This is a genomic window from Rhizobium sullae (genome assembly GCF_900169785.1).
GTDB classification, from domain to species: domain Bacteria; phylum Pseudomonadota; class Alphaproteobacteria; order Rhizobiales; family Rhizobiaceae; genus Rhizobium; species Rhizobium sullae.
In genome coordinates, this window is the sequence record NZ_FWER01000005.1 from 23,168 (window position 1) to 46,348 (window position 23,181).

A 23,181-nucleotide genomic window follows, 5' to 3' on the forward strand; every position below is an offset into this window, starting at 1 on the left:
CCAGCTTTCGTCGCGATGTCAATGGGGTCGCCGATATTGGCATCGGATTGCTCGACGTCACCGAGTTCCAGCCAGTCCAGTATCCACTGGATCGCTTTTGCTCTGCCAGCCATTCAGGATGTCCCTCAATTGAGATTTTAGACGATATCAGCATTTTTGCGTGTTGGCACGCCATCCTCAACCGCATGCTCCAATGCGCACGCCCAAAATCTGTGCGCCGCAAAGTTGCTGCCGCATAGCCAGCGGAATCAAAGACCCTGCCTCGAAAACCATCCGTGAACGAACGCCAGGAAGTCCCCGTAATTATTAGAAATTAGAGGCGAGCTGAATTTAAGAGGAACTCGGCGATCTGCAAGGAACTCTTCGCCCACAGCTTCGTTTGCTCCACACGTGTATCGGATGCGTCGCGTCCCTAAACAGCGAGCGAGGAGCAAAATGTTGATACGTCTCATAGCCGCTACCGCCGCCCCCCTTCTCCTGGCTGCGCCGGCATTCGCGGACTGCAGTCAAGAACTCGCGAAACTCGAGCAAGCTATAGTTTCCGCGGAAACGGGTGCAAGCGGCAGCAAGTCCGGTGTTCCCGTTACGAAGCACCAGGAAGAAGTTATGGCCGGCAAACAGAAGCAGGGCGTCGGAACTGAAATAACAGGATCAACCGGTACCCAGACGAAAGCGATTTCGCCCCACCAGGAACAGGTAACCGGGAAACGGACTGGTGAAAGTGCCGACAAGCCAAGCAAGATCCTGGCGGAAGCCCGCAAAATGGCCCAGGCCGGTGATGAGCAGGGCTGCATGAAGAAGCTGGCGGAAATCAAGGGTCTCATTGGAGAAAAGTGAAGACCTTATCTAACAACGACCTGCTAAAGCGCCTTTCCGACCACTGCTGTGATCGGCCCGGGTATGGGCGTGCGAACGAGTGTCAAATGCAAACCGCCTTGCTGTCGTCGGAATGGTTGTGACATGGTTTGTTTGACCCGGACCGTCAAAGTGCTGGCAGGCCGTCTAAAAAACATCTAGTGGCTGAAGGTAACCCATTAGGATCGCTTTTTTTGGCCGGCCGCGCTGACAGCACCCGCCATTACTATTTTTCGGTCGCGGATCTTATAGAGCAGATCTTTGGGTCGGATCCGTTCAAAGACCAATCAGCAGCTTGGAGCCAGACGGCTTCGTCCAAACACGCTGTTGATTTCCGAAGATGCAATGTGAAAGCGCAGCAAGGCGGGGCGAGACAGCGGCAAGGGGCGAAGCCGTCCCGCCACCCTCTCCAGGCGCTCCCGCCGTTTCTGACGATGCAATCAGCCTTGATGAGGAGATCAGGCTGCTGCGGGACCAACTGGCGCGCAAACGTCAGCTCCAAAACGCACAACTGAAGAGGATGCTGGCGCGGTTCGAGCGCTGAACCTGTTATTATCCGCCCTCCGGACTGCGGACTTGATGAGGGTGTAGAGCACATATCGGTGTAAGCTCGGCCGAAGACCCGGCCTCGGGCCTCGCTCGTCTACCCAGGTGGCCATGAATTGAAGCGCAACAATTTTCTTGCGCCAGCGCAGTCTCCGATTGTTGTTGATTTGGACCAGCAAATGGTCTAGATTAGTCTGCGATGTTGGACCCGTTAACGGTCCGGAATGGGAGGCGGGCGATGCGGGTATCGGTGACAGATGCGAAGGGGCAGTTGACGGAACTGGTTCGTCGCGCGGAGGCGGGAGATGAGATCATCTTAACCCGCCATGGTCACGCGGCCGTGCGCCTAGTGCCCGTCAGGGTCGCGCAGGACCCGAAATCTCGCCGAGCGCTACTCGAATCGGTGCGGTCCGCGGCGGCCGAAAAAGTGACGCCCGGACCGGATGCTGCGCGTAGCCAGGATTTCCTCTACGGTGCTGATGGACTTCCAGAATGATCGCAGTAGATACGTCGGCGCTGATGGCGATCGTGCTCGGTGAGTTAGAAGCGTATGCCTGTGTTCGAGCGCTTGAAGCCGAAGACGATCTTATAATCTCTGCAGGTACGGTGGCGGAGTCCTTGATCGTTTCCGCCAGGCGAAATGTCGGTGAGGAAATGGCGCGGATGATTCACGGGCTTGGCTTCGAAATCGTGAATGTGACCCCGGCGTCAGCGCGGCGCGTAGCAAGCGCTTACGAACGCTGGGGAAAGGGTGTCCATCCGGCAGCGCTGAATTTTGGAGATTGCTTCGCCTATGAGGTGGCGAAGGAACATGCTTGCCGCCTGCTCTGTGTCGGCGACGATTTTTCGAAGACCGACATTGAGAGAGTTCTGTGAAGGAGGAAACGACAGAAGAAGCAAGCAAAGTGCCGGAGGGATGGGTGATAACGACGGCAAGTCCACTTGCACACCATCGTCGTGGACATTACGATCCCAAGCTATCCGCCAGACGTCTCCGAGGAGCTTCGCTTCAGCAGAAAGACTTGCTCGCCCTTTAGCCAATACCAGCTCGGACGCCGGTTGATCATCGAAGCCTTCCTCGATTGCGAACGTTTCGTCGTGGGTCAGGTTACCGCCGGCCGCAACGATTTTTCCTGATGAGTGCGCCGCAATTGCGGACGCGAGAGAGGTTCACTCAATTAACGTGCCTGTTTCAGCTCAAGCGCCTTGAATTAACAGATCGACGATTTCGCCTGAAAGAGTGCTTCCACTCCGGATCAATCGTAGCGTTCGTCGCGGCCGATCTGCTCCTTTGCCGCGTCGCGAACGGTGCCCGCGGCCGGATCAGGATCCTTTTCGTTGGCTTCCTTCAGAAAACGCGCGGCTTCGAACATCGCCACCGTAATCTCGTCAGTTCCCCATCCGGCTTCGTTGGCGGCGTCAATGACTTCTTCAAGCGCATTGCGAGCGGCGGACTTGGCCTCTTCGAAGCGCAGCGACGGTTCCTCGGTTCGTGGTCGTGGGAAGTGCATGGGCTTTTCCTTTCTTTTGAAGACTGAAGAACGCACGAGCGATCATAAAGATGCGAAGAGGCCCCGGTATAACGCGCGGCTTTTCGAACCCACGGACAAAACGTCTTCCACCATCAGGACATATGGATTATGGCGGCCTTGGAGGCATTGGTGGGCCTCGACCGCGCACGTGCCAGCGCTCCGGGCGCTGCCGCAGTACCGCCTTTCTGCCCTGAGTCATAGCCGGATCGAAACCGTCAAGGCGTCCGCCGAGAAATTCGGCTTCGACCACGCGGTGTCGTCGACGGAGGAGCTCCTGAATCATCCGGACGTCGACCTCGTGGTTGTAACCGTTCGGGTGCCGGAACACCTTCAAATTGTGACCGCGGCGCTCGAGGCCGGGAAGTCGGTGTTTTCCGAGTGGCCTCTCGGCATGAATCACTTCGCCGCGAGGCCTGGGCTCCGGCTTGAAACGAGAATAACCCGCTCCAATTCCCTCCAACAAATTCAGCTTGTATTCGGAGGGCGCCGATGAACGTCTTTTCCACTAAAGCCGGATTTCTCTTCGCTAGAATCGGATTGCTCGCGCTTGCCGCGGTCGCCTCCGGCATGGCCCTCGGCCCGGCGCGCGCCGAACTTCTCGCACGTGTTCCCGCAGCGCGCGAAATGGCGGTTTGCGGCGACACATTGTTCGTCGGGACCAAAGGTTCCTCGGTCTATGCCGTGCCATTGTCCGGCGGTCGCGCCCGGCCGGTCGCTTCGGGATTCTCCGCTCCAAACGGGGTCGCATGTTCCCGTGGTCGTTTGTTCGTTGCTTCGAGGAACAGCGTAACCGCGTTCAACATCGGGCGCGGGGGCGCCCTGAGCGGCAGGCGCGACATTCGTCGAGACTTGCCGAATTCGGGAGCCCACAGTTTTCGCTATATCGCTGTCGGCCCCGACTCCCGGCTCTATGTCTCGTTCGGATCGCCTTGCAACATTTGCTTGCCACGCGGGCTGCAAGGCACGATCGTCAGCATGGACCAGGACGGGTCCGACCTTCGACGAGTCGCCTGGGGCGTGCGCAATTCGGTCGGCTTCGACTGGCGCGGCGGCACGATGTTCTTTACGGACAACGGCGCCGACCGAATGGGCGACGATATCCCACCTGACGAGCTGAACGAGTTGCAGCCCGGCGGCTTTTACGGCTTTCCCTTCTTCGGAGGCCAAATCCGGCTCAAAGGGTTCCAGGACGCGTCGCCGCCCGCGCGGCAGATTTCGCCCGTGTTCAACTTTCAGGCGCATGTCGCGACCTTGGGAATCCATTTCTTCCGCAGCCTCGGTGGCGACGCCCTGGTTGCCGAGCACGGCAGTTGGGACAGGTCGGTTCCGGTCGGCCGTCAGGTTGTGCGGGTGCGCTTCCAAGGGGCGCGCCCAGTCTCGGCGACGACTTTCGCCAGAGGCGTCGGCCGGCCGGTAGACGTCAAGGAGGCGCCGGATGGTTCCGTCCTCGTATCCGACGACGCCGGAGGCGCGATTTACGTCCTCAGGCGGTGATGTCCATTGGCGCGTTCCCGCCAAGCGCGGCCTTGTGGGCCATTGGCCACCAGGTCGAACCAGTCAGCTGAGATGCAGCGCGATGCTTCATCAACGAACAGGATCCCAGCAAGCCCATCCCGGCGCGGGCGCCGCTCGATTGAAGGGCGGCAGCGAAAATCACGGCAGCACGGAGACGGGATGTGGCCACGGTGAGGAACTGATTGGTCAGCCACGCATCACCTTCGGCGCCGCTCCTGGCTACCGGACGCTCGCTTCCGATCGCCGGCGGCGGTTCGCCCGTTCAGCCGTCGCAGGAGCTTATCTTGCGCCATCTTCTTGCGACGGGTTCAGCGGGTATAAGCGCGATGCGTTCATCGGCGATATCGAGCAGCCTTCGCTCGATATCGTCAGGATGATAGGCCACGCTGGGGTCGGTATCGTCGAGTCCGGCGAAGGTCCATGCCTGGGGAACCTCTTCAACGATGAAATGTTCTTCAATGCCAATCAACTTCATGGTCATTTCCTCTCACCAACGTCGGCTAGATTCACCAAGGAACAGTCTCGCCGTGCTGGTTGAGGTATTCCAGGCCTGGTCTTTCGCGTTTGGCGAGCAGCACGCGCACGAGGCTGGGGATGCCGTCATCGATTGTGAGTGGTACATCCGGCCCCCCCCCAAGGTCGGTGCGTATCCAGCCTGGCGCCATGACGGCCATTGCGCGCGGTGATTCTGCTTCGCGGGCCGCGAAGCTCCGCATGAACTTCAAATGTAATTCGACGCCAAGGCAGAGGTCACGGCCATCGCCGATTATAACCCTAAAGCGCCAAGGCCCTCCACTGGGACCCTCGGCGACTTTCGAATCCGTAGCGGAGTAATGCCCAATGCGGAGAACGTCGCCGATCTGCGAGGAGTACGATGCTCCGGAAGAGTCTTCAGCGGTCCGTCTGATCAATTATTAGCTTTTTCCGCTTCCGTGCGTTTGAAGGCGTCTCGCCGGCGCGTAACCCCATACTCATGCCCCGGAAAAGATCCCGATCGCCAGTCCGTCGCCACGTGGATCATGTGCGCCGGTCGCCATGCCGTCCTCGTCGATAACGATCACACCTGCCTGCCCTGCAAGCGGGCTCTGCGCCTCGATCGGTGACAGTGCGTGGCCTCGTGCGGCCAGTTCGGCAAGCACTGCTTCGCCGGCATCGCTTTCCAGCTTGAGGCTGTCACGGCTGTCGGAAAAGGTCTTGCCGAGGAGAAAGCGTGGACCGGCCAGCGCTGCTGCTGGTTCCTCGTCGAAGTCGATCAGCCGGGTCAGCAGCATTGCCAGCGTCTGCGGCTGACCGTCGGCGCCCTGCGTGCCGTAGAGCAGCGCAGGCTTGCCGTTGCGCAGGCCGAGGCCGGGATTCAAAGTATAGAAAGGCCGTTTGCAGGGTGCGATGGCATTGACATGCTTGGGATCGGACGAAAAGGCAGCCCCGCGGTTCTGCCAGAGAATACCCGTATCGCCGACCACCACGCCGCTGCCCCAGTCGAAATAGGTGCTCTGCAAGACGCTGACGCTGCCGCCCTCTGCGTCGGTTGCGGCGAAGAACACGGTGTCGCCGCTGCGAAAGAGTGCTGGCCATTCGAGTGCCCGCACGGGATCGATGGAGGCCGCCACCTGCGCGAGATGCTGTGCGCTCAGCCATTCCTCCACCGGCTGCGGCGCGACATCGGGATCGGCGATACCGCCGCGGTCGAAAAAGGCGTGTTTGACGGCTTCCACGCAGAGGTGCAGATGGTCAGCGCTGCCGGGCGTATGGACGGCGAGATCGAAATGAGCAAGAATGCCCATGATCCCCAGTGTCGACAGACCCTGTGTTGGTGGGGGCGGCGCAAGCAGTTCGAAACCGCGATAGGAGAGGCTGATCGGCGCCACTTCGCGTGTTCGGGTCGCCTTGAGATCGTCGGCACTCAGCGGAGAACCCGCCGCCTGCAGCCCTGCCGCAATGCTCGTCCCGAGTTCGCCGTCGTAGAAGGAGCGCGGCCCGTCGGCAGCAATTAGCGAAAGCGACCGCGCCAGATTCTTCTGCCGAAACAGACTGCCTGTCTCCAGCGCCGCACCATCCGGCATGAAGAGCGCGGCAAAACCCGGCCAGCCGGCCGCCTCCTCTCGCCGGAAGGCAAGCCAGAAGCTCTGCGAGCGCGTGACCGGAAAGCCCTGTTCAGCGTGGCGGATCGCATCGGCAAGCAAGGCAGGAAAACCGATCTTTCCGCCCCAGTGCTGCGCGGAATACTCATGCGCGTGCCGCCACGCATCGACGGCGCAGGCCGAGGTCAGCGCCGAAAGCGGCCCGCGCAGCGGAATGCTGCCGCCGAGATCCGGCAATTTCTGCGCCGCCTGGCCGATGCCAAGAAAACATGTCTTCCGCCCGCCACGGTCGGCGACGATCCAGACGGAGTCGCCGCCAAGTCCGCAGAAATGCGGATAGACGACGGCAATCGTGCTGCCGATGGCGATCGCAGCCTCCAGCGCATTGCCCCCGGCCCGCAGGATCGCCGCGCCTGCCTCGCTCGCCAGCGCATGCGGGCTTGTTACCATACCACCGCGTCCGGCCGCCTGCTTTTTAGAATCCCGATCTGTCAGTGTCATCGCGATCAAATCCCCACTCGGTCTATCGCCTATACAGCGCACGATAGGTCCGATAGGCCCGATCATAAACCGCCGCATTGTCGGGGTTGGGCACGATCCTTTCACCTTGGCCGACAAAGGCGGTCACGCCGGACCAATCCTCGGTCAGTCCGGCACCGATTGCCGCCGCCCAGGCGACACCGAGACAGGAGCCGGGATGGCCGGTGAGACCCTGTAGCGGGTGCTGCAGCACGTCGGAAACGATCTGCATCCAGATCCGGCTCTGCGAACCCCCGTCTGAAACGATGAAACGCGTCGTCGGATGACCGATATCGTTCAGCACGTCGATATGATGGCGCAACGCATAGGCATAGGCTTCCAGCATCGCCCGCCAGAGATGGCCGATATGATGCGACAGCGTCAGCCCGTCGATCAAGCCGCGCGCGCCGGCATCGTGGATCGGCGTCTTCTCGCCGAGGAAGTAAGGCAGGATCGTCAGCCCGTCCGCACCGGGCGCGCATTGCGCGGCCAGCCGGTCGAGATAGCGGTGTGCGGATATTCCCTCTGCCTTTGCCGCGACCTCTTCGCGTCCGGCGAAGGTGCTGATGAACCAGTTGAGCCCCGAGCCGCCGGTCGACATGCAGCCGTTCGGCATGTAAAGCCCCGGCACCAGGTGATAATCGAGAAACATGCGAGGATCGGGCAGCACGGCATCCGTCGCCGTCAGGATGTCGACGGCACCCCCGAATTTCAGCAGCACGTCGCCCGCCTTGTTGATACCCGCGCCGAAGGCCGAGGCGATCATGTCGGCTGCCCCGCCGATGACAGGCGTTCCGGGTGCAAGCCCCGTCGCCTTGGCGGCGTCGTCGGTCACATGGCCAAGTACCGCATGCGACACCGCTTTCCCAGGAATGGCGCTTCGCCGAACTCTGGCAAGCCCGATCAGTTCGTCGTCGAGCTTGCCGGTATTGATATCGACGAAGCCCGCTTCCAGCGCCCAGTTCTGTTCGATCGCCTTTTCGCCGGTCAGTTTCCAGTTGATGAAATCATAGGACCCCATGACTGTGGCAATGCGCTCGAAAACAGCGGGCTCATGCCGGGCGATCCAGCGAAGCTTCGCTGTCACCAACTGCTGATTGACGCCGTTTCCCGCTTTGCGCAGAAAATCCGCCTCATCCCACTCGGCCTTAAGTTCCTCGACCTCTTCGCCGCAGCGCCCGTCGCTCTGCTGGATGCTGGGCCTCAGCACCCGGCCGGCGTCATCGAGCAGCACGACGGCCGGCAGCATGCCGGTCACGCCGACGGCCGATATTTCCCTTGCCTCGATCCCGCTCGTTGCAATCAGTTCCCTGGTGATCTCGCAGACATTCGACCACCATTCCGCCGGGTCTTCCTCGGCCCAGCCATGCTGCGGCGAATGAAGCGTCGACGGTCGTGAGGTGAGGCCGAGCACGCGGTTCGGCAGTTCGATCAAGATGCCGATGGTGGAGGTGGTGCCGATATCGAGACCGAGCGTGATGGACATAGCGGCTCCCTTCACTTAGCGCAGCCTCTCGACGATCTCCATGAAGCGCTTTACCCGGTCGCCGTCGACCGGGTTCCACGTATTGCCGTCCACCTTGAAATGCGTGCCGATGATGACGCCGCTGGCAACGCTCAATATGTCGCGCACATTGTCCTTGTTGACGCCGGTATTGGCAAAGACGGGGACATCCTTGACCGTCTCGCAAACGCGCCTGAGGTCCGATTGATCGACGGCCTGTCCGGTCAGTGGTCCCGATACCAGGATGGCATCGGCAAGCGATGAGAACACGGCGCTTTTCGCCCTGAGTTCAATCGGTCGCTGGTCCAGCGAATGGGCAAATTCCGCGTTGATGTTGAAGAGCATCTTCATGTCGTCGCGGCCGAGGCTATGTCGCATCCGTGCCGCCTTGGCGCAATCCGGCTGCCAGATGCCCATGTCTGATGCGAAGACGCCGGTGAAGATCTCGCGAACGAAGCTCGCGCCCGTCACTGCGCCGATCGCAACGCTTGCCGAGGGATCCCAGAGATAGTTGACGCCGAATGGCACGGTCAGTTGCGGCTTCACCCGCTCGACGATCGCGGTCATCGCCGCCAGCCCTTCCGGCGGGGCCTGGAACACGTAGGGCCGGTCGTTCTCGTTGCCGAACATGATGGCGTCGACACCGCCCGCCTGCAACTTCTCGACATCGGAAAGCACGTGGTCGACGAGCTTGTTCAGCCCGCCGGCGGCGTCATAGGCGGGCGAGCCGGGCAGGGCGCCGATATGCGCCATGGCGATGACCGCCTTCTTCTTGACGCCAAAAAAGTCGAAGACCATACGAAACTCCCTGAAGCGAAATCGAGTGGACGGTCATCCGCTGGGGGACGGATGCGGGAAAGGGCAAATCAAAGCAGCGGCTGCTCCTCGGGCGCGATGCGCACTTCGACGCCAGCGGCGGCGAGCGCATCGGCAAGGTCGGCGGGCGGCATGGCATCGGTGATCAGCATGTCGAATTGCTGCAGCGGCGCGATATGCACCAGCGACATGCGCTTGAACTTAGTGGAATCGCAAAGCACCACCTTCTGCGTCGCGCGACGCAGATAGACCCGCTTCATGTCGGTGTCCTCGAAGGAATAGTCATAGATTCCCTGCGCCGTGATCCCGGACACGCCGACGAAGGCGATATCGAACCAGAGCTCCTCGAACTGCGAGACGGCCGACTGGCTGCTGATCGCCATTTCCTCGCCGCGCATGCGTCCGCCGGGCAGATAGACCTCGCCGAAGCCGGTGCCGAGCTGCATGGCGTTGCGCACGCTGTTGGTGAAGATCTTCGTATGCGGCTGGTTGAGCAGCAGGCCGGACAGCAGATAGGTGGTGGTACCAACGTCGAGCGCCAGGGTGCGCGCGCCGGCAGCAACGCCTGCCGCCGCCATCGCGATCGTCCGCTTCGAGGCGGCATTGCGCGTCAGCCGGGATTCGAAGGTCGGTTCCTCGCGATCGACCGTTTCGCTGGCGATCGGCTCGAAGGCCTTGCCGCTGCGCACCGCGCCGCCGTGCGTGCGCACCAGCCTGCCGTCCTTTTCGAGTTCGATCAGGTCGCGGCGGACGGTCATTTCGGAAACGGCAAGCTGGGAGGCGACATCGCTGACGGAGACCGCTCCTTTGCGCGCCAGTGTCTCTAGGATGCGCGCATGCCGCACCTGGGCCAGAACCTTCGGTTTTTCCGCTGCGGCAACCATCTGCTGTTCCGCGTCCATGATACTGTTCTCATCCTCCCGCCGTCGCAACTCGTGGCTACGATTGTCTGATTGTTGCTCCTTATGTATCGAATGAATCGAACAAATTCAAACATAAATTTTTCTTGTTGTGTATGATTTTGTTGTTATATGATCGGTGATGTTTCCAGTCGATGAGGGCGAACATGCAGTCTCCGAGCTTTCCAGAACTATCCGGCATGCGTGCGATCGTAACCGGCGGGGCGACTGGGATAGGGCGCGCGATCGCGACCGCGCTCTCCCGCCAGTCGATCCAGGTGGCGATCTGCGACATCAACCTGGCGGCCGCCGAACAGACGGCGGCCGAGATCGGCAACGGCGCCACTGCCTATGCGATCGATGTTCGCAAGCGCGCCTCCGTCGAGGCGACCTTTTCCGAGGTGGTCGAGAGGACGGGCGGTTACGAGATCCTCTGCGCCAATGCTGGTGTCTCCACGATGCAGCATGCGCTGGAACTGACCGACGAGGAGTGGGACTATAATTTCGACGTCAACATTCGCGGCATCTTCCTGACCAACCAGATTGCTGCTCGCCGCTTCACGAGCACCGGAACCGGCGTCATTGTCAACACCGCCTCGCTCGCCGGAAAGATCGGCGCACCGCTGCTGGCCCATTATTCCGCCAGCAAGTTTGCCGTGCTCGGCTGGACGCAGGCGCTCGGCCGCGAGCTCGCGGCTTCGGGCATCCGTGTCAATGCAGTCTGCCCCGGTTTCGTCAAGACCGGCATGCAGGAGCGCGAGATCGCCTGGGAGGCGAGCCTTCGTGGCGTCACGCCGGAACGCGTCGTTGCGGATTATATCGCCCAGACGCCGCTCGGCCGGCTGGAAACACCTGAAGACGTGGCCGATGTCGTCGTTTTCCTCTGCTCGAATTCGGCCCGCTTCATGACCGGACAGGGCGTCAACGTCACCGGCGGCGTCTACACCACCTGACCCATCCAGGTTCCACGGCAGGTCTCCCCTTCGGCAAGGAAAGAGCATGGCTGAAATCGTCTTCGACCAGATCAGCAAGAGCTACGGCGATGGCTATGCGGCGATCCGCAACCTGAACATGACCATCCGCGACGGCGAATTCTTGGTGCTGGTCGGCCCTTCCGGCTGCGGCAAGTCGACGGCACTGCGGATGATCGCCGGCCTCGAGGAGGTCACCGACGGCCGCCTGACGATCAACGGCGCCGTCGTCAACGACCTCGCCCCGCGCGACCGCGATATCGCCATGGTCTTCCAGTCCTACGCGCTCTACCCGCATCTGACCGTCGCCGAGAATATTGGCTTCGGCCTTCGTGTCCGTGGCCTCGACAAGGCCGACATCGCCCGCAAGGTGCAGGAGACGGCAAAGCTTCTGGAACTCGAGGACTATCTCGCCCGCAAGCCCGCCCAGCTCTCCGGCGGCCAGCGCCAGCGCGTGGCCATGGGCCGGGCGCTCGCCCGCAGCCCTCAGGCTTTCCTGATGGACGAACCGCTTTCCAACCTCGATGCTCGCCTGCGCGGCCAGATGCGCGCCGAAATCGCCCGCATGCAGAGGATGTCGGGCATTACCACGGTCTATGTCACCCACGATCAGGTCGAAGCCATGACCATGGGCGATCGCGTTGCCGTCATGAAGAGCGGCGTCCTGCAGCAGCTCGGCACGCCGCGCAGCCTCTATGATCAGCCGGCCAATCTGTTCGTCGCAAGCTTCATGGGCTCGCCGGCGATGAACCTGCTGGCGGCCGATCTCTTCGCGACGGAGAACGGCCCCGAGGCCCGCTTCGGCCAGGCCTCCATCCTTTTCTCGGGCGAGGTGCTCGCCGAGCGGCCACGCATCGCCTCCGCCGTCGGTCGCGCCGTCGTGCTCGGCATCCGACCGGAAGCGTTCCAGCCGGTCGATGCAGGCGGCCTCACTGGAACCGTTGCCTTCGTCGAGGATCTCGGCGCCAACCTGCTCGTTCATGTCGATGTCGAGGCCGCCGACCGGCTGAAGTCGCTTTCGGCCGAAGAGGACGACGTGGCGCTGTCCGCCCCGCGCCTGCGCGTCATCATTGACGGCACCAGCCGCGTCAAGATCGGCGAGCGCCTGTCGCTCGCCGCCGACCCCGCCCGCGTCCACGTCTTCGATGCCGCGACCGAAGCGGCCATTCGTGGCTGAGCGCATCGCCTTTTAGTGAATGCCTTTCGTCAGGCCCTGCACGAAATAGCGGTTGAGGAAGAGCACGATCAGCACGATCGGGATCGTCGAAAAATGCGCCAGTGCGCCGAGTGTGCCCCAGGTGATGTCCTTCGTTCCGTAGGCTGAAAGCAGCGCCACCGAGATCGGCTTGGAATCGAGCCGGGTGAGAAACATCGGATAGAGGAAGTCGTTCCAGGAAAACATCAGGCAGAACAGTGTGGAGGCGACGACGCCCGAGCGGACCGCCGGCAGCGCCACGCGCCAGAAGGAGCCAAACAGCGTGCAGCCATCCGTCAACGCCGCCTCTTCCAGCTCCTTCGGCAGACTGCGGAAATAGGAAAACATCATCCAGGTGACGAAGGCCGAATTCAGCATCGCGTTAATGAGGACGACGGCAACCCAGCTGCCGAGCAGCCCGATATCGCGCATCATCAGATAGAAGGGGATCAGCGCCGCCACCGCCGGCACCATGCGGATCGCCATGAAGAAATAGGCAACGGCAATGGCATAGCGGCTGGTCGAGCGCGCCAGCGCATAGCCCGCCGGCACGCCGAGAAGCAGTGACAGGATGACGGAACCGCCGGCGATCAGCAGGCTCGACGACACGAGGCTCCAGACGTCGAACAGGCGGAAGACCGTAGCGAACTGCTCGAAGGTCGGTGGGAAGGTCAGTTTCGGCGGGATCGAGAAGATGTCGCGCGACGGCTTGTAAGCGGTTGATGCCAGCCACAGGAAGGGCAGCAGGAAAAAGGCGAGCATGACAAGGATGAAGCTGCGCTCGCCGATGCGGCTGAGGGTGCGTGTGCTCATCGCCCGTTCGCCTTTCTGTCCGCATTGCGGATCAACAGGATGAAGCCTGCCGCAATCACGGCGATGCAGATCAGTGTCAGGTTGGAGATTGCCGAGGCGCGGCCGATATTGAAGAATTCCAGCCCCTGCTTCACCGCATGCAGCATCAGCGTGTTGGTGGCGTTGCCCGGCCCGCCGCCCGTCGTCACGTAGACGCTGTCGAAGATGCGGAAGGCATCGATGGTGCGCAGCGTCAGCGCCAGCAGGATCGAAGGCAGCATCAGTGGAATGACGATGATCCTCAGCCGCTGCAGCGCCGTTGCCCCATCCACTTCGGATGCCTCGAGAATATCGCCCGGCAGCGCTTTCAGGCCCGCAAGCAGGATCAGTGCCACCAGCGGCGTCCATTCCCAGATGTCGACGAAGATAAGGGTCGCCAGCGCCGAACTCGGATTGGCAAAAAGCCCACGCGGATCGGAAAGCCCGAACTCGGCGAGATAATAGCCGACGAGTCCGTAATCGGCGAGCAGCAGCGCCCGGAAGATCAGTCCGACCACCAGCGGCGTGATCGTCACCGGGATCAGGATCAGCGCCAGGCAGATCCGGTTGAAGCGGTCGTCGCGCCAGAGCGCCAGCGCAATGGCAAAGCCGAGCAGTAGTTCGACAGTCACAGCGCCGACCGTGAAGATGACGGTGTTGACGAAGGCCCCGCGTGTCACCGTGTCGGAAAGAAGGTCGATATAGTTGCCGAGGCCGACGAAATGCGTCCGCGCCGGCTTCAGCAAATTATATTCGTAAAGGCTGAACCAGATGCCCTGCGCCAGCGGCCAGACGCCAATGACGAGCACATAGATGACGGCCGGCAGTGTCATCAAGATGAAGAACAGCCGCCTGCGCTCCACATAGGAAACGCTCAAGGCCGGGAAGGGCCTCAGCGCGGAAGTGAGGGATAGGGTCACGTCGTGTCCATCAGGTTCCTGGTTCGATGCGCGCTACCGGGATCGAGCCCGGGGCTCACCCGATCATGAAGCCTGAGGCGCATCGGATCAATGGTCTGGAAACGGCAGGGCCGCGACATAGGCCGCGGCCCCGGGGAGGAACCGTTTTGTTCTCAGAAGAGCTTTGCCGCGGCTTCCTGAGCGGCGTCGAGCGCCTTCTGAGGATCGGCATTGCCGACGAGCACGTCGTTGACGGCGGTGCCGAGCAGGTCCTGAATCTCCGGATATTGCGGGATGCGCGGACGATATTCGCCGTCACCATGCTCAAAGGTTTCGGCGATGACAGGCAGGAAGGGGAACTTCTTCAGCAGATCAGGATCGGTCATCTCGCTCTTGCGCAGGAAGCTGCCGGCGCCCATCATGTTGAACTCCTTGTGCACCGGCGGGCTGACCAGCCACTTGATGAAGGCCCAGGCGGCTTCCTTCTGCGTGTCCTTGATGCCCGCGTTGATCGCCATGCCCCAGCCGCCGATGCCATAGACCTTCGGCAGACCGGCGCCGCGTGGCGCCGTCGTGATCGCCACCTTGTCGACGATCTTGGAAATCGACGGATCATAGTAGCCGGGCGCACCGACCGACCATGTCTGCATGGTCGCGGCAATGCCCTGGCGGAAGCTTTCCTCGCGTCCGCCCCAGTCATAATTAACGGCGCCGGGAGGTGCTGCCTTCATGAAGAGGTCCTTGTAGACGGTCAGGCTCTTGATATTGGCTTCGGAATTCAGTGCCGGCTTGCCGTCGGGACCGAGGATCGAACCGCCCATCTCGGTATTGTACTGCATCCAATCCTGGGCGACCGCCGGGCCTTTCTGGCCGTTGGCGACGAAGCCGTAGATGTTCTTGCTGGGGTCGGTCAGCTTGTAGGCGGCCTCGACCATTTCCTCCATCGTCGTCGGCGCCTTCAGGCCGGCGGCGTCGAAGAGATCCTTGCGATAGGCGAGCACGTTGGCATAACCGGCAAAGGGAAAGGCGACCTGCTTGTCGCCCCAGTGGCCAAGCGCGTTGAGAAGCGTCGGATAGATGTCGTCGAGCTTCAGTTCGGCGGCGTCGCGTTTCATCCACTCGGTGAGGTCGACGGTGTATTTGTTTTCGGCATATTGGCCCGCCCAGACGATATCCATCGTCACCAAGTCGTAGCCACCGGTGCCGCCGACGAAATCGGTCGTCGTCTTGGTCAGCAGCGAGCCGTAGTCGAGAATATCGACCTTGACGGTGGCGCCCGTCTCCTCGGTGAATTTGGGGGCGATGGCAGCCAGAACGGCGGCGAACTGGTCGTTCTGCGAGGCAAGCGTGAGCGTGATGCCCTCATATTTCTTGTCGGCGCCGACGGCGGAGCCCGCAAATGCGACCGAGACGAGGCCCGCGATCGCCAATTTTCGTGTGAAACTGCTGAGCGATTTCATGTTTGCTCCCCTTTTTTGATTGGCTTGGGGCACTATACATCAAACAAAATCGCACTCAAGCGCACTTGACAAAAAATCGTAAACACTAAAAATCACAAAATAGAACATATTCGCGCATAAATGTCCATATTTTGTGCGCGTTGCATAAAAAATAGCGGGGAGTTGATCATTCCCTGCGCGTCTATACTGTCCTGTCCAACGCGCACGAGCTGCACATTCATGAAGACCACTCCGGACGAGCGTTTGAGAGAGCTGGAACGTCGCGCCCATGATGAGATGGCGCGCATAGAAGCGCTCTGCGCCGACTGGCCGGAGCTCGACGATGAAGACCACGACGACCTGCATTCCGTCGTGATTTGTGGCGCCGGCCTCTCCGGCCTTTCGATCGCCTTCGCCCTGAAGCGGCGCGGCATCAGGTCCGTCCATGTGATCGATCAGAGCGAGGAGGGCCGCGAAGGCCCCTGGATCACCTGCGCTCGCATGCAGACATTGCGTTCGCCGAAATATCTGTCAGGCCCGGACCTCGGCATCCCGAGCCTGACGCTGCGCTCCTGGTATGAGGCGCTGAATGGCGCCGACGCCTGGGAAGCGCTCGACAAGATCGGCCGCCACGATTGGATGGCGTATCTCATCTGGTTTAGAAAGACGGTCGGCATCGACGTCGAAAACGGCACGACACTTTCCTCGATCGATCAGGGGGAGGGCGGACTTGCTCTAACGCTGATGAAGGCTGACGGTACCAATCGCACGATCGCCTGCCGCCGCCTGGTGATGGCGACCGGCATCGACGGTTGCGGCGGCCCGCGCATACCTGCGATGGTCAAGACGCTGCCGAAATCCGCCTGGACGCATAGCAACGAGCCAATACCGATCGATTTCCTCAAGGGCAGGGATGTCGCGGTCCTTGGCGGCGGCACGTCGAGCTTCGACTGGGCGGTGGCGGCGCTCGAAACCGGAGCTCGGGAAGTGACGATGTTTGCGCGAAGCGCCGATCTGCCGCGCACGGAGGTTCTCGCCTGGACAAACTTTCCCGGCTTCCTCGGCCATTTCGCCGACTTGCCGGATCTGGAGCGCTGGCGGTTCGCCCACCTCTACTTCAATTTCAAGGTGCCGCCGACGCAGGAGCAATATGACCGGGCCCGCAGCCACCCCGGTTTCACCATGCAGCTCGGCGGTGGCGTCCGCGAGCTCGCAATGGACGGCGGCAGGATCAGGCTGACGACCGCAAACAGTATTCACTATGCCGATCACCTTCTGCTCGGCACCGGTTATGAGATTAATTTCGCACTCAGGCCCGAGCTTGCCGGCCTTGCCGAGACCGCAGCGTTTTGGAAGAACCGGTTCGAGCCGCCGCAGGGAGAGGAGAACGCCATGCTTGCCGGCTATCCCTATCTCGGCCCCGGTTTCGAACTTGCGCCCAGACATGCCGAAGCGGGTTGGGTCTCGCGCATCCATATGTTCAATGCCGGCGCGCTGGCGAGCCTCGGCCCGATCAGCAACGGCGTCACCGGGCTCAAATACGGCGTGCCGCGCATCGTCGGCGCGCTGGTGAAAGCGCTGTTCATCGAGGATTCCAACCGGTATCTTGCAGCATTGGCCGCCTATGACGAACCGCATTTCGATCCCGGCATAGACGAGGACGTCACGACACCAAGGGAGGTTTTGGCATGAGACAGGCTGCTGCCCTTCAATTTTCGGGATTGGAGACCATCCTTTTGCGGGCCCGCGAGGATAGCGTCGAATTTCCCTATCTGCTGGCCAACCACGTTCCGATGGTGCTGATCGCGCTCGATCGCCTCGGCGCCTCGCCGGAACGGTTGGAACAATGGTACGAGCAGTATCGCGAGAGCCATGCACTCCCGCCCGTGCCGCCACCGGTTGCCCCGATTATCAAAGCAGCCTGGACCGAGGCGCTCGGCGATCGCACGCGTGAGACGGATTACCGTGCCTTCTTCATCGCCGAAACCCGCCGGCTCGGCATCGATACCGTTATCCGCACCTATCTGCCCGCCATGGTGAACGGCCTTGCCGGCAGCGCCACGCATCCGCTGATGCGCCTTGCCTATAGTGTGCTCAAGAAGGATGACCAGGAGGTCGGCACCGCGCTCGGTTATTGGGCGGCCTGCTATCTGCCGCTGCCACCCGCGACCGGCGCCGCTCCGGATACGGACGACCCGGGACGGATACTTGCGGATGTCGGCAATATCGAAGGCATTCTCAGCTACGAGCCGGAAACCGATCTGCTCTGGCATAATATCCGCGCCGTCGCCGCACTTCCGGGCTTCCGCCCCATTATCGATCGCCTGGCTTTCAGCCCCGATACGCCGCGCCGCATGGCCGCGACCTCGCTTGCCCTCTTTGCCGGAACCATGGATTTCTCCGCACTCCATTCTGTCACCGGCATGCACTGGCTGCGCCTCGTCTCGCCGCACCTCGAAAACGCCGAGCCTTTCTACCGCGCCTTCTGGCAGGTGATCGCCTCGCTGGTGCCGAAGATCGGTTTTCCGGCACTCCCCACCGCCGAGGCGCTGGAAGAAATGCGCAGTCGACAGGCGCCCGCCTGGGCAGAGATCAAACGCGCCGCTATTGCTTCGGACGACGAACACGATATCAGCCTCGTTTTTTCCGCCTTGCAGGAGGAAGAGGTTTGGCAGGATCCGCTCTATCGCGTCGTCGCGGCGCGCAGGGTCGGGCTGATTGCATAGCGGATGATGGAAGGGTTGATGACGCCGAGCCTCGTAATCGAAAACGCCAGGACCGAAGCCGGCGAGGTCGTCTCGCTCATTCTGGACAATGAAAGGATCGCCGCGATCGGTCCGAATGCGGCGGCCGGCATCGGCCCCGCAGTGCCGCGTTTCGATGCTGCCGGCGGCCTGCTTTGCCTTCCCTTCGTCGACGGTCATATTCATCTCGACAAAACGCTGATCGGCTTGCCTTTCATCCCGCATATTCCGGGTGATACGGTCGCCAAGCGCATCGAGGCAGAGAAAACCCTGCGGCGCACTGTGGCGCTGTCGGTCGAAGCCCGCGGCGGCGCCCTGCTGGAAAGGCTCGCCGCCTATGGCACTCTCTCCGTTCGCAGCCACGTCGACATCGATACCGAGGTCGGCCTGAGAGGCCTCGAGGCGGTGCTCTCGCTGAAGCAGAGCCATGGTCATCTCGTCGACATCCAGACCGTTGCCTTCCCGCAATCCGGCGTGCTGCGCGATCCCGGCACCGCGGCGCTGCTCGATGCGGCGATCGCCGCCGGCGCCGATCTTGTCGGCGGCCTCGATCCCGCCGGCATCGACAACGATGTGACCGGCCATCTCGATGCGATCTTCGCGGTCGCAGCCAAATACGGCGTCGGGCTCGATATTCATCTGCACGATGGCGGCGCACTTGGCGCCTTCGAACTTCGCCAGATCGCCGATCGCACGGCAGCACTCGGCCTTGAAGGCAAGGTTGTCGTCAGCCATGCCTTCTGCCTCGGGGAGTTGGAGGATGCCGATTTCGGCCGCACTGCCGCGGCCCTCGCCGGATCAGGCGTGGCGATCATGACCAGCGCGCCGGGAGCCGTGCCCATGCCGCCGGTCAAGCGGCTTGCCGCCGCCGGCGTCCGGCTCTTCTGCGCCAACGACAATATCCGCGACGCCTGGTCGCCTTTCGGCAATGGCGACATGCTGGAGCGCGTCGGCATCCTCTGCGATCGCCAGGATTTCCGTTCGGATGAGGATCTGGCTGCGGCCTTCCGCCTGGCGACGCAGGCGCCGGCCGAAATCCTCGGCCGCCCCGTCGGGCCGCTCCAAGCCGGTTCGCCTGCCGATTTTATCATCCTGCCTTCCGCGTCGCTGGCAGAGGCCGTCGCCGTTCGTCCCCTCGATCGCACCGTCTTCCGCGGCGGCGCCATCATCGCCCGCGGGGGCCGGCTGGTCGTCTGATTTTTCCGTCAATGCATGGCGCATGGGAGCACCGTAGATGAAGGGCCGACTTTGGATCCAATCGCCGCTCGCCATCATGGCCGAGGGCGCCGAGGGCGGCATCGTTATCGAGAATGGCCGCATAGTCGAGCTGGTCGCGACTGGACGGCAGCCTCAGAACCCGGTCGATGCACGCTTCGACGCCGGCCGGCATGTCGTCATCCCCGGTCTCGTCAACACCCATCACCATATGTTCCAGACGCTAACGCGCGCGCATCCGGCTGCCATCAACAAGTCGCTGTGGCCATGGATCCGCGCGCTCTATCCGATCTGGGCAAGACACATGACGCCCGAAGCCTTCCGTCTTGCGGTCCGCCTCGCGCTGACCGAACTCCTCCTCTCCGGCTGCACCACCACCTCCGACCACCACTATCTCTATGCTGCCGGTCTAGAAGACGCGATGGATGTCGAGGCCGAGGAGGCGGCTCGCCTTGGCATGCGCATCACGCTGACGCGGGGCAGTCTCAACATCAAAGACCAGCAAGGCGTCATTTCGCCGGCCAATGTCGTGCAGGACGACGACGTGATCCTCGCCGACAGCGAGCGTGTGCTCAGGCGTTATCACGGCCGCTCCGAAGGGGCGATGACGCAGGTGGCGCTCGCGCCCTGCGCGCCCTTCGACGTCACGCAGGAACTGATGCGCGAAACGGCGGCACTGGCGGAACGCTACGATTGCCGGCTTCACACCCATCTGGTCGAGACCAGGGCGGAAGCAGAATTCTGCCGCAGCAAATTCGCCTGCACGCCGGTGGAATATCTCGATCGCTGCAATTGGCTGAGCGCCCGCACCTGGCTCGCCCACGGCATTCATTTCGATGATGCAGAGATCGCCGAGCTTGGCCAGCACGGCGTTGGCGTCTGCCATTGCCCGACCTCCAACATGGTGCTTGCATCAGGCATGTGCCGCACCTGCGAGCTGGAAGCCGCCGGGGTGCCTGTCGGCCTTGGCGTCGACGGCTCAGCTTCCAACGACAATTCCAACCTGATGGAAAGCGTGCGCCATGCCTTGATGCTGAACCGGCTGACCTACGGCGCCGAAGCGGTCACCCATCTCGACGCGCTGCGCTGGGGCACCGCGGGTTCGGCAAGGCTGCTCGGCCGCGACGACATCGGGATCATCGCGCCCGGTCGCCAGGCGGACCTTTCCTTCTACAAGCTCGACGAATTGCGTTTCTCCGGTGCCGGCGATCCGCTGGCAGCCCTGGTGCTCTGCGGCGCCACCACGGCCGACCGCGTCATGATCGCAGGCGAATGGCGCGTTACCGACCGTATACCCGCGAACGTCGATATCGAGGCGCTGATCGCCGATCACAACCGCGTCGCCCGCAATTTCCTTCTGTCGGTCTGAGGAGGTCCCATGGCGATCGATTTCGTCATCCGCAATGTCAAAATCGCCGGCTTGACCGAGCCGACCGATATCGCCTTCGAGGCGGGCCGCATCGCGGCGATCTCGCCTCGTTTCGTCTGCGATGCGCCGCAGCATGATGGCGGGGGAAAATTCGCCTGCGCAGGCCTCATCGAAACCCATATTCACCTCGACAAGGCCGCTATCATCAGCCGCTGCAATCTCTGCACCGGCACGCTCGCGGAGGCCGTCAGCGAAACCGCCCGAGCCAAGGCCGCCTTCACCGAGGAAGATGTCTATGCTCGTGCTGCCGCGGTCGTCGGAAAGGCAATCCTCAACGGCACCACCCGCCTGCGCACCTTCGTCGAGATCGACCCGCGCGCCGGCTTCCGCTCCTTCGAGGCGATCAAGCGTCTGAAGGCCGACTATACCAGCCTCATCGACATCGAAATCTGCGCCTTTGCCCAGGAGGGCCTGACGAACGACCTCGGCACCGAGGAGATGCTGGAACAGGCGCTGAAGGCGGGTGCCGATATGGTGGGGGGCTGCCCCTACACCGATCCGGAGCCCGTCGAACACATCCGCCGCATCTTCGACCTCGCCATGCGCCACGACGTCGCCGTCGATTTCCACCTCGATTTCGATCTCGACCCCGCGTGCTCCAATCTCCCTGTTGTCATCGCCGAAACTGTCGCGCGCCGATACCAGGGGCGCGTCTCGGTCGGCCATGTCACCAAGCTCTCGGCTCTGCCGCCGGCGGAGCTGGAGTCGATCGGCCGCCAGCTTGCCGAAGCCGGCATCGCATTGACCGTCCTGCCGGCCACCGATCTCTTCCTGACCGGCCGTAATTCGACCCATCTCGTCCCGCGCGGCGTGACGCCTGCTCACCGCCTGGCAGCGCTCGGCGTCGTGACGACCATCTCCACCAACAATATCCTGAACCCATTCACGCCCTTCGGCGACGTCAACCTGATGCGCATGGCCAATCTCTACGCCAACGTTGCCCAGATCGGCACCGCCGATGGCCTCGACGGTGTCTTCGCCATGATCACGACGCAGGCTGCCACCCTCCTGGGAAGAAAGGGTTACGACATTGCGATCGGCAGCGCGGCAGATATCGTCCTCTTCGACGCCCCCTCGGCTGCCGATGCCGTCGCGACAATCGCCCCGGCGAGCGCCGGCTGGAAAAATGGTCGTCGGAGCTTCCTTCGCCCGCGGCCGCAGCTTTTCCTGGACCAAGGCTAGGCACCGCACACGCTTCGCGCTAGGTGATCGCGCCCGGCAACGCATCAACGACCGGGATCATCTCGCGCGAAGCTCTGGAGAGAGCTTGGCCCCAAAGACGTGCTCGTCAACATGGCACGTGGCAACATGGTGGATCAGGACGCGGTGGTCGAAATGTTAGTGTCGAAGCAACTCGGCGGCGCAGCGCTCGACGTGCTCGACAAAAAGCCGGCTGTGCCCGCCGCGCTTCTCGATCTCGACAACGTCGTGCTTTCGCCGCAACAGGGCACCCGGACGGAAGAGACCCGCCGTCGGGCCATGCAGTTTTGCCGGAACCTGATCGGGATCCCCGGCGATCGCGGCGCCGCAACCGGAGCGGGCGCGGCCGATGCCGGTCCAGAGGTTGTCTTCGACATAGCCCTCATTGCCGGCCTGCTCGCGCAGCTCGGCTTGGCGCCTGACGCCGACGGACTGGCTGTCGAGTGATTTGGCCCAAATGGCCGCACCGGCGGTGTCATCGAGTTTCGACAGCAACCGGTCGGCAGCAAGGCGTGCCTCAGCTTCGGTTTCTCGGACGACGACATGAACGCGGTAGCCGAAGCGGAGCGTGCGGCTACGCTTCTGGGCTCGGTGGCGAAGATCGGCGACAATGTCACGGACGGCTTCCAGCCGGTCCGGCCACATCAGATAGATGTCCGCACCTTCAGCGGCAGCTTCGCGCGCATCCTCCGACAGGCCGCCGAAATAGAATTGCGGGCACTGTCCCGACATCGAAGCGATTCTCGGCGGATCGACCTTCAGCTTCCAGAAGGTTCCGTCATGATCGAGCGGCTTTCCATCAAGCAGCGTGCGCAGGATTGACATGGCCTCAACGGTGCGGGCTTAGCGCGGCCCACTTGCAAGGGTTTCTCCCGGCATCTCGCTGGAGATTATGTTGACCGATAGCCGGCCATTGGCGATGCGGTCGATGGTTGCGATCTGCCGGGCCAGCTTTCACCGACGCGAACGGCCATCAATAGCTTGATCCGGC

Annotated in this window: 22 protein-coding genes and 3 pseudogenes; 14 read left to right on the forward strand and 11 right to left on the reverse strand. The window is 62.2% G+C overall.

The genetic code is table 11. The annotated features are described in order from the left end of the window. Nucleotides 1-606 precede the first annotated feature (606 nt). The 4 genes from BN1800_RS42235 to BN1800_RS41290 all read left to right on the forward strand — a co-directional run bounded on the left by BN1800_RS42235 (nt 607) and on the right by BN1800_RS41290 (nt 2,538). Nucleotides 607-837 (forward strand): hypothetical protein, encoded by a 231-nt coding sequence (locus tag BN1800_RS42235; RefSeq protein WP_244564451.1) that lies wholly within the window; start codon nt 607-609, stop codon nt 835-837. Between the two features lie 802 nt (nt 838-1,639). Then, nucleotides 1,640-1,897 carry a type II toxin-antitoxin system Phd/YefM family antitoxin gene (locus BN1800_RS06540; protein ID WP_086995715.1) on the forward strand — a complete coding sequence of 86 codons (258 nt, stop codon included), beginning with the start codon at nt 1,640-1,642 and terminating at the stop codon, nt 1,895-1,897. Further along, nucleotides 1,894-2,277, forward strand: coding sequence for a type II toxin-antitoxin system VapC family toxin (locus BN1800_RS06545; RefSeq protein ID WP_086995718.1), 384 nt, complete (start codon nt 1,894-1,896; stop codon nt 2,275-2,277). The genes BN1800_RS06540 and BN1800_RS06545 overlap by 4 nt, the downstream gene beginning before the upstream one ends. A 66-nt stretch (nt 2,278-2,343) precedes the next feature. Next, nucleotides 2,344-2,538, forward strand: coding sequence for a hypothetical protein (locus BN1800_RS41290; RefSeq protein WP_086995722.1), 195 nt, complete (start codon nt 2,344-2,346; stop codon nt 2,536-2,538). Nucleotides 2,539-2,657: 119 nt separating this feature from the next. Here BN1800_RS41290 and BN1800_RS06555 read toward each other — a convergent pair whose 3' ends face one another. Continuing rightward, nucleotides 2,658-2,912, reverse strand: a complete 255-nt coding sequence (locus BN1800_RS06555) for a hypothetical protein (protein ID WP_027508987.1) — start codon at nt 2,910-2,912, stop codon at nt 2,658-2,660. A 112-nt stretch (nt 2,913-3,024) separates the two neighbouring features. On the opposite strand from BN1800_RS06555, the pseudogene BN1800_RS06560 reads away from it, so the two are divergent. Further along, nucleotides 3,025-3,330 (forward strand): annotated as a pseudogene (locus BN1800_RS06560) (Gfo/Idh/MocA family oxidoreductase); the annotation flags it as partial. 92 nt (nt 3,331-3,422) lie between these two features. After that, nucleotides 3,423-4,427, forward strand: coding sequence for a PQQ-dependent sugar dehydrogenase (locus BN1800_RS06565; protein WP_027508990.1), 1,005 nt, complete (start codon nt 3,423-3,425; stop codon nt 4,425-4,427). Nucleotides 4,428-4,710: 283 nt separating this feature from the next. Here the strand turns inward: BN1800_RS06565 and BN1800_RS06570 are convergent, their stop codons facing one another. The 6 genes from BN1800_RS06570 to BN1800_RS06595 all read right to left on the reverse strand — a co-directional run bounded on the left by BN1800_RS06570 (nt 4,711) and on the right by BN1800_RS06595 (nt 10,270). Continuing rightward, nucleotides 4,711-4,923, reverse strand: a complete 213-nt coding sequence (locus tag BN1800_RS06570; protein ID WP_086995725.1) for a hypothetical protein — start codon at nt 4,921-4,923, stop codon at nt 4,711-4,713. Between the two features lie 31 nt (nt 4,924-4,954). Beyond that, nucleotides 4,955-5,164 (reverse strand): Rossmann-fold NAD(P)-binding domain-containing protein, encoded by a 210-nt coding sequence (locus BN1800_RS06575; protein ID WP_179213754.1) that lies wholly within the window; start codon nt 5,162-5,164, stop codon nt 4,955-4,957. A 255-nt stretch (nt 5,165-5,419) separates the two neighbouring features. Next, entirely contained in the window at nt 5,420-6,979 is a 1,560-nt protein-coding gene (locus tag BN1800_RS06580) for a gamma-glutamyltransferase family protein (RefSeq protein WP_086995729.1), read from the reverse strand. A 73-nt stretch (nt 6,980-7,052) separates the two neighbouring features. Beyond that, nucleotides 7,053-8,534 carry an FGGY-family carbohydrate kinase gene (locus BN1800_RS06585; RefSeq protein ID WP_086995732.1) on the reverse strand — a complete coding sequence of 494 codons (1,482 nt, stop codon included), beginning with the start codon at nt 8,532-8,534 and terminating at the stop codon, nt 7,053-7,055. A gap of 15 nt (nt 8,535-8,549) precedes the next feature. Beyond that, complete coding sequence (locus BN1800_RS06590) at nt 8,550-9,350, reverse strand: BtpA/SgcQ family protein (RefSeq protein WP_086995735.1); 801 nt, start codon at nt 9,348-9,350, stop codon at nt 8,550-8,552. A 68-nt stretch (nt 9,351-9,418) separates the two neighbouring features. Further along, the gene (locus BN1800_RS06595; protein ID WP_027508996.1) at nt 9,419-10,270 is read right to left on the reverse strand and encodes a DeoR/GlpR family DNA-binding transcription regulator; all 852 of its coding nucleotides are present in this window, start codon (nt 10,268-10,270) and stop codon (nt 9,419-9,421) included. Nucleotides 10,271-10,434: 164 nt separating this feature from the next. Here BN1800_RS06595 and BN1800_RS06600 point away from each other — a divergent pair, with 164 nt between their 5' ends. Further along, nucleotides 10,435-11,220 carry an SDR family NAD(P)-dependent oxidoreductase gene (locus BN1800_RS06600; RefSeq protein ID WP_086995738.1) on the forward strand — a complete coding sequence of 262 codons (786 nt, stop codon included), beginning with the start codon at nt 10,435-10,437 and terminating at the stop codon, nt 11,218-11,220. Nucleotides 11,221-11,266: 46 nt separating this feature from the next. Then, nucleotides 11,267-12,415, forward strand: coding sequence for an ABC transporter ATP-binding protein (locus BN1800_RS06605; protein ID WP_086995741.1), 1,149 nt, complete (start codon nt 11,267-11,269; stop codon nt 12,413-12,415). 12 nt (nt 12,416-12,427) lie between these two features. Here the strand turns inward: BN1800_RS06605 and BN1800_RS06610 are convergent, their stop codons facing one another. From BN1800_RS06610 to BN1800_RS06620, 3 genes are all read right to left on the reverse strand, one after another. Further along, the gene (locus BN1800_RS06610; protein ID WP_027508999.1) at nt 12,428-13,246 is read right to left on the reverse strand and encodes a carbohydrate ABC transporter permease; all 819 of its coding nucleotides are present in this window, start codon (nt 13,244-13,246) and stop codon (nt 12,428-12,430) included. Next, nucleotides 13,243-14,184 (reverse strand): carbohydrate ABC transporter permease, encoded by a 942-nt coding sequence (locus tag BN1800_RS06615; protein ID WP_086995744.1) that lies wholly within the window; start codon nt 14,182-14,184, stop codon nt 13,243-13,245. Before BN1800_RS06615 ends, BN1800_RS06610 begins: the two co-directional genes overlap by 4 nt. A 152-nt stretch (nt 14,185-14,336) precedes the next feature. Beyond that, a complete protein-coding gene (locus BN1800_RS06620; protein ID WP_086995746.1) occupies nt 14,337-15,623 on the reverse strand; it encodes an ABC transporter substrate-binding protein in 1,287 nt (428 codons plus the stop codon). Nucleotides 15,624-15,842: 219 nt separating this feature from the next. Here BN1800_RS06620 and BN1800_RS06625 point away from each other — a divergent pair, with 219 nt between their 5' ends. From BN1800_RS06625 to BN1800_RS43390, 6 genes and pseudogenes are all read left to right on the forward strand, one after another. Further along, the gene (locus BN1800_RS06625; RefSeq protein ID WP_086995748.1) at nt 15,843-17,294 is read left to right on the forward strand and encodes an FAD-dependent oxidoreductase; all 1,452 of its coding nucleotides are present in this window, start codon (nt 15,843-15,845) and stop codon (nt 17,292-17,294) included. Then, nucleotides 17,291-18,328, forward strand: a complete 1,038-nt coding sequence (locus tag BN1800_RS06630) for a questin oxidase family protein (protein ID WP_086995750.1) — start codon at nt 17,291-17,293, stop codon at nt 18,326-18,328. The genes BN1800_RS06625 and BN1800_RS06630 overlap by 4 nt, the downstream gene beginning before the upstream one ends. Before the next feature lie 18 nt (nt 18,329-18,346). Beyond that, a complete protein-coding gene (locus BN1800_RS06635; RefSeq protein ID WP_027509004.1) occupies nt 18,347-19,543 on the forward strand; it encodes an amidohydrolase in 1,197 nt (398 codons plus the stop codon). 37 nt (nt 19,544-19,580) lie between these two features. Beyond that, nucleotides 19,581-20,930: an 8-oxoguanine deaminase gene (locus BN1800_RS06640; protein ID WP_086995752.1), complete on the forward strand. Its 1,350-nt coding sequence runs from the start codon at nt 19,581-19,583 to the stop codon at nt 20,928-20,930. Between the two features lie 9 nt (nt 20,931-20,939). Next, a complete protein-coding gene (locus tag BN1800_RS06645) occupies nt 20,940-22,172 on the forward strand; it encodes an amidohydrolase family protein (RefSeq protein ID WP_086995755.1) in 1,233 nt (410 codons plus the stop codon). 99 nt (nt 22,173-22,271) lie between these two features. Next, nucleotides 22,272-22,370 (forward strand): annotated as a pseudogene (locus BN1800_RS43390) (NAD(P)-dependent oxidoreductase); the annotation flags it as partial. Here BN1800_RS43390 and BN1800_RS42245 read toward each other — a convergent pair. Continuing rightward, nucleotides 22,329-23,021 (reverse strand): annotated as a pseudogene (locus BN1800_RS42245) (LLM class flavin-dependent oxidoreductase); the annotation flags it as partial. The pseudogenes BN1800_RS43390 and BN1800_RS42245 sit on opposite strands and share 42 nt — an antisense overlap. Nucleotides 23,022-23,181 lie beyond the last annotated feature (160 nt).

Bases quoted from the DNA above. Each gene is read 5' to 3' on its own strand.
- BN1800_RS06565 (WP_027508990.1), top strand. From the start codon at position 3,423: ATGAACGTCTTTTCCACTAAAGCCGGATTTCTCTTCGCTAGAATCGGA.
- BN1800_RS06545 (WP_086995718.1), top strand. From the start codon at position 1,894: ATGATCGCAGTAGATACGTCGGCGCTGATGGCGATCGTGCTCGGTGAG.
- BN1800_RS42235 (WP_244564451.1), top strand. From the start codon at position 607: ATGGCCGGCAAACAGAAGCAGGGCGTCGGAACTGAAATAACAGGATCA.
- BN1800_RS06630 (WP_086995750.1), top strand. From the start codon at position 17,291: ATGAGACAGGCTGCTGCCCTTCAATTTTCGGGATTGGAGACCATCCTT.
- BN1800_RS06635 (WP_027509004.1), top strand. From the start codon at position 18,347: ATGACGCCGAGCCTCGTAATCGAAAACGCCAGGACCGAAGCCGGCGAG.
- BN1800_RS06645 (WP_086995755.1), top strand. From the start codon at position 20,940: ATGGCGATCGATTTCGTCATCCGCAATGTCAAAATCGCCGGCTTGACC.
- BN1800_RS06610 (WP_027508999.1), bottom strand. From the start codon at position 13,246: ATGAGCACACGCACCCTCAGCCGCATCGGCGAGCGCAGCTTCATCCTT.
- BN1800_RS06540 (WP_086995715.1), top strand. From the start codon at position 1,640: ATGCGGGTATCGGTGACAGATGCGAAGGGGCAGTTGACGGAACTGGTT.
- BN1800_RS06555 (WP_027508987.1), bottom strand. From the start codon at position 2,912: ATGCACTTCCCACGACCACGAACCGAGGAACCGTCGCTGCGCTTCGAA.
- BN1800_RS06590 (WP_086995735.1), bottom strand. From the start codon at position 9,350: ATGGTCTTCGACTTTTTTGGCGTCAAGAAGAAGGCGGTCATCGCCATG.
- BN1800_RS06570 (WP_086995725.1), bottom strand. From the start codon at position 4,923: ATGAAGTTGATTGGCATTGAAGAACATTTCATCGTTGAAGAGGTTCCC.
- BN1800_RS06585 (WP_086995732.1), bottom strand. From the start codon at position 8,534: ATGTCCATCACGCTCGGTCTCGATATCGGCACCACCTCCACCATCGGC.
- BN1800_RS06605 (WP_086995741.1), top strand. From the start codon at position 11,267: ATGGCTGAAATCGTCTTCGACCAGATCAGCAAGAGCTACGGCGATGGC.
- BN1800_RS06600 (WP_086995738.1), top strand. From the start codon at position 10,435: ATGCAGTCTCCGAGCTTTCCAGAACTATCCGGCATGCGTGCGATCGTA.
- BN1800_RS06575 (WP_179213754.1), bottom strand. From the start codon at position 5,164: ATGCGGAGCTTCGCGGCCCGCGAAGCAGAATCACCGCGCGCAATGGCC.
- BN1800_RS06625 (WP_086995748.1), top strand. From the start codon at position 15,843: ATGAAGACCACTCCGGACGAGCGTTTGAGAGAGCTGGAACGTCGCGCC.
- BN1800_RS06580 (WP_086995729.1), bottom strand. From the start codon at position 6,979: ATGGTAACAAGCCCGCATGCGCTGGCGAGCGAGGCAGGCGCGGCGATC.
- BN1800_RS06595 (WP_027508996.1), bottom strand. From the start codon at position 10,270: ATGGACGCGGAACAGCAGATGGTTGCCGCAGCGGAAAAACCGAAGGTT.
- BN1800_RS06640 (WP_086995752.1), top strand. From the start codon at position 19,581: ATGAAGGGCCGACTTTGGATCCAATCGCCGCTCGCCATCATGGCCGAG.
- BN1800_RS06620 (WP_086995746.1), bottom strand. From the start codon at position 15,623: ATGAAATCGCTCAGCAGTTTCACACGAAAATTGGCGATCGCGGGCCTC.